General features: G+C 52.3%; 3 protein-coding genes and 2 pseudogenes. All 5 read right to left on the reverse strand.

The annotated features are described in order from the left end of the window. Positions 1-415 (reverse strand): annotated as a pseudogene (locus GAK38_RS23065) (IS630 family transposase); the annotation flags it as partial. 318 nt (positions 416-733) lie between these two features. Continuing rightward, positions 734-4519, reverse strand: a complete 3786-nt coding sequence (locus GAK38_RS23070; RefSeq protein ID WP_325347230.1) for a vitamin B12-dependent ribonucleotide reductase — start codon at positions 4517-4519, stop codon at positions 734-736. A gap of 701 nt (positions 4520-5220) precedes the next feature. Beyond that, positions 5221-5709 (reverse strand): NUDIX hydrolase, encoded by a 489-nt coding sequence (locus GAK38_RS23075; RefSeq protein WP_325347231.1) that lies wholly within the window; start codon positions 5707-5709, stop codon positions 5221-5223. A gap of 245 nt (positions 5710-5954) precedes the next feature. Further along, positions 5955-6452 (reverse strand): xanthine phosphoribosyltransferase, encoded by a 498-nt coding sequence (gpt, locus tag GAK38_RS23080; protein ID WP_325347232.1) that lies wholly within the window; start codon positions 6450-6452, stop codon positions 5955-5957. Positions 6453-6823: 371 nt separating this feature from the next. After that, a pseudogene (locus GAK38_RS23085) lies at positions 6824-7068 on the reverse strand (hypothetical protein); the annotation flags it as partial.

Raw genomic sequence — 7068 nt, forward strand, 5'->3', positions numbered from 1 at the left:
GTCTTGATCCAGGTCTCGTCAATGAAGACCAGCCGTTCGGGATCGAGATGATTTTGCAGGGCCTTCCACCGCTGTCTTCTGCGAGCGACATCGGCACGCGCCTGCTCAAGGGCGAACAGCGTTTTTTGAAGCGCAGCCCTTCGCTGCGAAGGAATTCCCAAATCGTATTGTGCGAGACGGAAATACCCCGCTCGGACAACTCCGCCTTCAGGCCGTGCAACGTCAGGTGCGGGTTTTCGGCGAGCCGTTGCACAATCATATCACGATGCGGTTCGAGTATCCGCTTGCGATGGCCGCCCATCTTGCCGGGACGAACCGATCCGGTCGCACGATGGCGCTGGGACCATTTCACGACTGAAGACGCGGCAATTTCAAACCGCGTCGCCACTGAACGAACGCTTTCGCCACTCAGCACGGCGGCAACAACGCGCTCACGAAGATCATTCTATATCGGTGCGGTCATTGGATGCTGGCCTCCATCCAGCCAGCATCCATGAATCAGAACAAAACTGATTTGGGAAGCGCATTCGATTCAGAAAAACGCGGAAACGCTCTAATAATCTCTAATATAAAATAAGACAGGCCGGATTTTTCCGGCCTGTCTTTTATATCATCTCTGATCTTTAAAGTTTTTCTAGCAAAAGTGCGAAGCGGTTTTGCGTAGAATAATACGAATAGACGAATAATTAGAGCGTTACCTATGATTCAATCAAAACAGGTAGCGCTCTAAAGATCAGCTGCAGCCGCTTGTCGCGCCGCAGGTGTCGCACTTAAGGCAGGTACCATTGCGAACCATCGTGAAGTTCTGACACTCCGTGCAGCTGTCGCCGGTATAGCCCTGCATCATCGACTTGATGCGACGGTCAGCTTCAAGCTTCTTCGCAGCATTAGTAGTTTCTGCACGGGCAGATGCCGCGTCAGACGCCGCCTTATCCGAGAACAGTTCAGTCGCAGCAACATTGCCCTGCTGTGGCGCTGCTGCTGGCTGCTCTTCAAACTCGCGCTTGAATGCAGTTGCACCATCCGTCACGAGACCAACAGTCGCCGGGCGCGGAGAGAAAGACTTGAGTGTCGTTACATTCGAAACCGATGAAGCCGTTTGTGCCGAACCCTTGGATTCGTTGCCCGAAGGGCTGTTTGAAACCAGCGTTGGCTTGTAGCCACGGGTCCAGCCAGTGGAAACGAGGTTGGTCTTGCCTTCCTTGATGCCCTTGCCGAGTGCCGTGTTGGAGAAATCGCTCGTATCAACATGAGCGAGATCGTTGCGACCAAGGTAAGACACTGCCAGTTCGCGGAACACATAATCGATGATCGACGTTGCCGTCTTGATAGCATCGTTGCCGATAACCATGCCGGCAGGCTCGAACTTCGTGAAGGTGAAAGCCTCAACATATTCTTCGAGCGGCACACCATATTGCAAGCCAAGCGACACAGCGATGGCGAAGTTGTTCATCATCGCACGGAAAGCAGCGCCTTCCTTATGCATATCGATGAAGATTTCGCCGAGACGGCCATCACCAAATTCACCGGTGCGCAGGTAAACCTTGTGGCCACCAACGACTGCCTTCTGCGTGTAACCCTGACGACGGTTCGGCAGTTTATCACGCTCGTGAACGATCTTTTCAATGACCTTCTCGACAACGCGTTCGGTAATCTGAACGGCGCGCGCTGCAGCTGGTGCTTCGATCAGCGCTTCGACTGCATCATCCTCGTCTTCATCATCCGAGATGAGCGACGCATTGAGCGGCTGCGAAAGCTTGGAACCATCGCGATAAAGTGCATTCGCCTTGAGGGCCAGCTTCCAGGAAAGGAGGTATGCGCTCTTGCAATCTTCAACCGTTGCTTCATTCGGCATGTTGATCGTCTTGGAGATCGCACCCGAAATAAACGGCTGGGCAGCGGCCATCATGCGGATGTGACTATCGACCGAGAGGTAACGCTTGCCGATCTTGCCGCAAGGATTGGCGCAATCGAACACTGCGTAATGCTCTTCCTTCAGGAAAGGCGCACCTTCAAGAGTCATCGCACCGCAAACGTGAACGTTGGCCGCTTCAATGTCCTTCTTGGCAAATCCAAGTGCAGGCAGCATTTCAAACGAGAAGTCGTTGAGCTGCTCATCGGTAAGCTTCAACACGTCCTTGCAGAAATCTTCGCCCAGCGTCCACTTGTTGAAAGCAAACTTGATGTCGAAGGCGCTCTTCAGAGCAGCATTCAGCGCTTCAATCTTCTCATCAGTAAAGCCCTTCGACTTCAGCGATGATGGATTGACGCCTGGAGCCTGATTGATGTTGCCGTGACCGACTGCATAAGCTTCGATTTCAGCGATCTGGTTTTCAGCATAACCAAGTGTGCGAAGCGCTTCAGGAACTGCGCGGTTGATGATCTTGAAGTAACCACCACCGGCAAGCTTCTTGAACTTTACCAGCGCGAAGTCTGGTTCAATACCGGTTGTATCGCAATCCATGACAAGGCCGATCGTGCCGGTTGGCGCGATAACGGTTGCCTGTGCATTGCGGTAGCCGTGCTTTTCACCAAGCGCCAGTGCCTTGTCCCATGCAGCGCGTGCGTGGGTAATCATGTCCTGATCTGGGCAATCCTCAGCAATCAGTGCAACCGGATTGACGGCAAGACCTTCGTAACCTTCGGTTTCGCCATGAGCGGCGCGACGATGGTTGCGGATAACGCGCAGCGTATGCTCAGCGTTTGGCTCATAGCTTGGGAACGCGCCAAGTTCACGCGCCATTTCAGCTGACGTGGCATAGGCAACACCAGTCATGATCGCGGTGAGGGCACCGCCGATGGCGCGACCTTCATCGGAGTCATAAGGAATACCATTGGTCATCAGCAGACCGCCAATATTGGCATAGCCGAGGCCGAGCGTACGGTATTCGTAGGAGAGACGGGCAATTTCCTTCGAAGGGAACTGCGCCATCATCACCGAGATTTCGAGAACCATCGTCCACAGACGAGCAGTATGCTCATATGCGTTAATGTCGAACGAGCCGTCCTTATTGCGATAGGTCAGCAGGTTGATCGATGCCAGATTACAAGCCGTGTCATCAAGGAACATGTATTCCGAGCACGGATTGGACGCACGGATTGGGCCTGCGGTCGGGCAGGTGTGCCAATCATTCATTGTGGTGTTGAAGTGCAGGCCCGGATCAGCCGAAGCCCAGGCAGCATAACCAATCTTTTCCCAAAGATCGCGCGCCTTGAGCGTCTTCATGACACGACCATCGCGGCGTGCGGTCAGGTTCCAGTCGCCATCTTCTTCAACGGCGCGCAGGAATTCATCCTTGAGCGATACCGAATTGTTCGAATTCTGACCTGCGACTGTCAGATAGGCTTCCGAATCCCAGTCGGTGTCATAGGTCTTGAACTGAATGTCCGTGTAGCCCTGACGTGCGAACTGGATAACACGCTTGATGTAGTTTTCAGGAACCTGATTCTTCTTGGCAGCACGAACTTCGCGCTTGAGGGCAGGGTTCTTTGATGGATCGAAGCAATCATCCCGGGTTTCTGCCGAGCCGGCTTCGCAATTGACGCAAGCCTTCATGATGGCAGCCAGATGCTGCTTGACGATCTTGGAACCGGTTACGAGAGCAGCAACCTTCTGCTCTTCCTTTACCTTCCAGTCGATATACTCTTCGATATCCGGATGATCGACGTCGAGGACAACCATCTTGGCCGCGCGACGGGTCGTGCCGCCGGACTTGATCGCACCCGCTGCACGGTCGCCGATCTTGAGGAAGCTCATCAGACCTGACGACTTGCCGCCGCCCGAAAGTTTTTCACCTTCGCCACGCAGATAGGAGAAATTCGAGCCGGTGCCCGAGCCATATTTGAAGAGACGCGCTTCACGAACCCAGAGATCCATGATGCCGCCTTCATTGACGAGATCATCGCCGACCGACTGAATGAAGCAGGCATGTGGCTGCGGATGTTCGTAAGCGGACTTCGATTTCGTCAGCTTGCCGGTCTGCCAGTCAACAAAAAAGTGGCCCTGACCAGGACCGTCGATACCATAGGCCCAATGCAGGCCGGTGTTGAACCATTGCGGGCTGTTTGGCGCCACGCGCTGCGTCGCCAGCATGTATGCGAGTTCATCGCGGAAAGCACTCGCATCTTCTTCCGTATTGAAATAGCCGCCTTTCCAGCCCCAATAGGTCCAGGTGCCGGCGAGACGATCAAAAACCTGACGCGCATCCATTTCGGAACCGAAGCGCTCACCTTCAGGGAGCATCGCAAGCTTATCTTCGTCCGCTACCGAACGCCAAAGCCAGGAAGGAACGTCATTTTCCTCAACCTTCTTGAGATTGGCGGGAACGCCAGCCTTGCGGAAATACTTCTGCGCGAGAATATCAGCAGCAACCTGACTGAACTGCGCAGGAACATGGATGTTCTCAAGGCGGAACACCACAGAACCATCGGGATTCTTGATCTCGCTGGTCGCTGTGCGGAACTCAATATCGGCATAGGCCGACTGATTCTCTTTCGTGAAACGGCGTTCGATCTTCATCTGTCCCATCCAAACGTTCTATATATAGTGGCCAGACCGATAAATTTCAGCCTCGGCCTGCCAGCCACGGTACGCATCGCGTCGATTTGTTTCGAACGTCCTCCCAACAGGTGAGAGGGCAATCGTATTGAGGAACTAACTCATCGGAGATTCATCTGGCCGAACATCCTCATGAGAGGCGTATCAGCGCTCCGGCCAGTGGCCGAACTTATTCGAAGTCGAGCAAGCTTTCAGATCAGGATTTCCCCATCTGGTATGTTACCATGATTGAAAATACTAAATCTAGTATTAATGCGATGCCGCCATCAATAAATCCAGCTTTCCGTCACACCTAGTCGGCCTGAGTTTCAGACGCAAAACACCCCGCGTGATATGCGTCTTTTCGACGCAAAGCTCGCTAGGAATTTAGCTAGTTTGAAGAAAAGACCGACTAATTGACTACGCTCGGCCACGCCACTCACGCAACGACAGACTCATAAAAAACGACTCGGACATGAGCGTCAAGCATTGGTTTACCATAAGGCCGCAGACGCTAGATATTGTGGGAAAGCTCTGGGGGCAAATGTGGATAACGGGGAGAATGACGGTTATGTGAAAGACAAAAAAAATTAGCCGGAAAAACAAAATACAGAACACCGGACACCGCAAAAGCCACTCGCGACTGATGCCTGACGGTTTAAAAAGCGTTTATAAGCAGAAGGTTACTCGGCAGCAATCGCGATAGGCGAGCCGCAAAAGTCGAGAAGAATGCGTTTCAGGTCGACTTCATCCACACGCGCAGCAGCTTCTCGGGGCGAAACCCATTCGCAAACGCGCTGTTCGCGTTCCGGCCAATCTTTCGCGCGTTCGACAAAGTGCAACGCATAGACTGCAACAGTAAACTGGTTGATGCACTCAGGTGGCAGGTCGTTTTTGCAATAATCAAAGCTACCGATTGGCTGAGACGATATCTCACCACGAACGCCAGCTTCTTCATAAGCTTCACGAGCGGCAGTATCTGCAAGCGTGCGACCAACCTGCGGCCATCCCTTTGGGATAATCCAGCGACCCGTTCCACGACTGGTGATCACAAGTATCTGCAATTCGTGAGCTTCATAGCGGTACACCAGAGCCGCAACTTGCTGCAAACGACCAGAAGGCGTCAAAATACGCTTCTCTGTCGCAACAAATTTTTTGGCCTGTGTTTTCACCGCGAAAGTCTCACCATTTTCCAAACAGAATGGATTGATTCGCCAAAATGACAATGGATTTGTTTAACAGGGTCTCAGAATAAGAAGCTGAAAATGCTTTTATTTTTAAGGTTTTGCTGAAATTAGCAGTCACATCGCTTTAACTCAAAAGCTTGGTGACATGCCTCCATCTCATTTCGGCTGACTTTCAATATAGTGCGATTGCGGCGAATTTACCACCGCAATCGTCTTTCATTTATTTTCGTTTATCCGCGTTTTCCGCCAGCGATCGGTTCCTGATATGTGAAGCCCATATCCCATGGGAAGTAGATCCAAGTGTCCTGAGAGACTTCGGTTACGAATGTATCGACTAGCGGACGGCCTTTTGGCTTTGCATAAACAGTTGCAAAATGTGCCTTTGGCATCATTTCACGAACGATGGCTGCGGTTTTGCCAGTATCGGTCAGATCATCGACCACGATTACGCCTTCGCCTCCATTTTCTAGAAGCGGAGCGCTAATTCCTTTCAGTATTTCCATTTCGCCCTGCGATGTATAATCGTGATAGGACGCAACGCAGACCGTTTCGATGAGGCGGATGCTGAGTTCACGGCAAACAATGGCCGCTGGAACCAGACCGCCGCGAGTGATTGCAACGATGGCACGCCATTCGCGGTCCATATCTGCAATACGCCAGGCAAGGGCGCGGGCATCACGGTGGAACTGATCCCAGGAAACGGGAAAGGCTTTATCCGGCAACGACATCGAAACGCTCCATAGAGAGTCCGGTCGAGATATGCCGGACCTATCAAACCAAAAATGTGCGATGACGGGTGCCATTCGCGCTGAACTGTTTAGGCTTTCTTTATTCGCGCACAGTGAAGTTTTCACATGCAGCACAATGCAGAAAGGCTTTATCCTGGCACAGTCAGCGCCGGGTGATGCTGATAACCGCAAAAATGCCTATTGTGCAAGAGCGGCGTGAGATCGCACGCCTATAGATCGCTAAATTAGAAGTAAAAAAATGATACGCCGATCAAAATCGGCGTATCAAGCAACTGTTCAGAGCATTTCCAGCAAAAGTGCGAAGCGGTTTTGCGTGGGATAATTCGTAAAAACAAACAGTTACAGCGGTTCTAACGATTCATTCTTAACTGGAACCGCTGTAACTGGAACCGCTCTAGGCTCCAGACTCGATTGAGCCACCAAGTGACGATAGCTGCGATGTAGCATGTTGCTGCGAAGTTGATCATGAGCTTGTCATATCGGGTTGCGACGCGCCGCCAGTCCTTGAGGCGGCAGAAGGCGCGTTCGATGATGTTCCTGCGGCGGTAGGCGACCGGGTCAAAAGGCTTGATCTGCTTGCGGGTGGGATTGTTGG

Origin of the sequence: Xylophilus sp. (assembly GCA_009914555.1) — a bacterium.
Lineage (GTDB): Bacteria > Pseudomonadota > Gammaproteobacteria > Burkholderiales > Burkholderiaceae_C > WNDY01.

Excerpts from the sequence above, each read along its gene's own strand:
- GAK38_RS23070 (WP_325347230.1), bottom strand. The coding sequence starts at position 4,519 with ATGAAGATCGAACGCCGTTTCACGAAAGAGAATCAGTCGGCCTATGCC.
- gpt (WP_325347232.1), bottom strand. The coding sequence starts at position 6,452 with ATGTCGTTGCCGGATAAAGCCTTTCCCGTTTCCTGGGATCAGTTCCAC.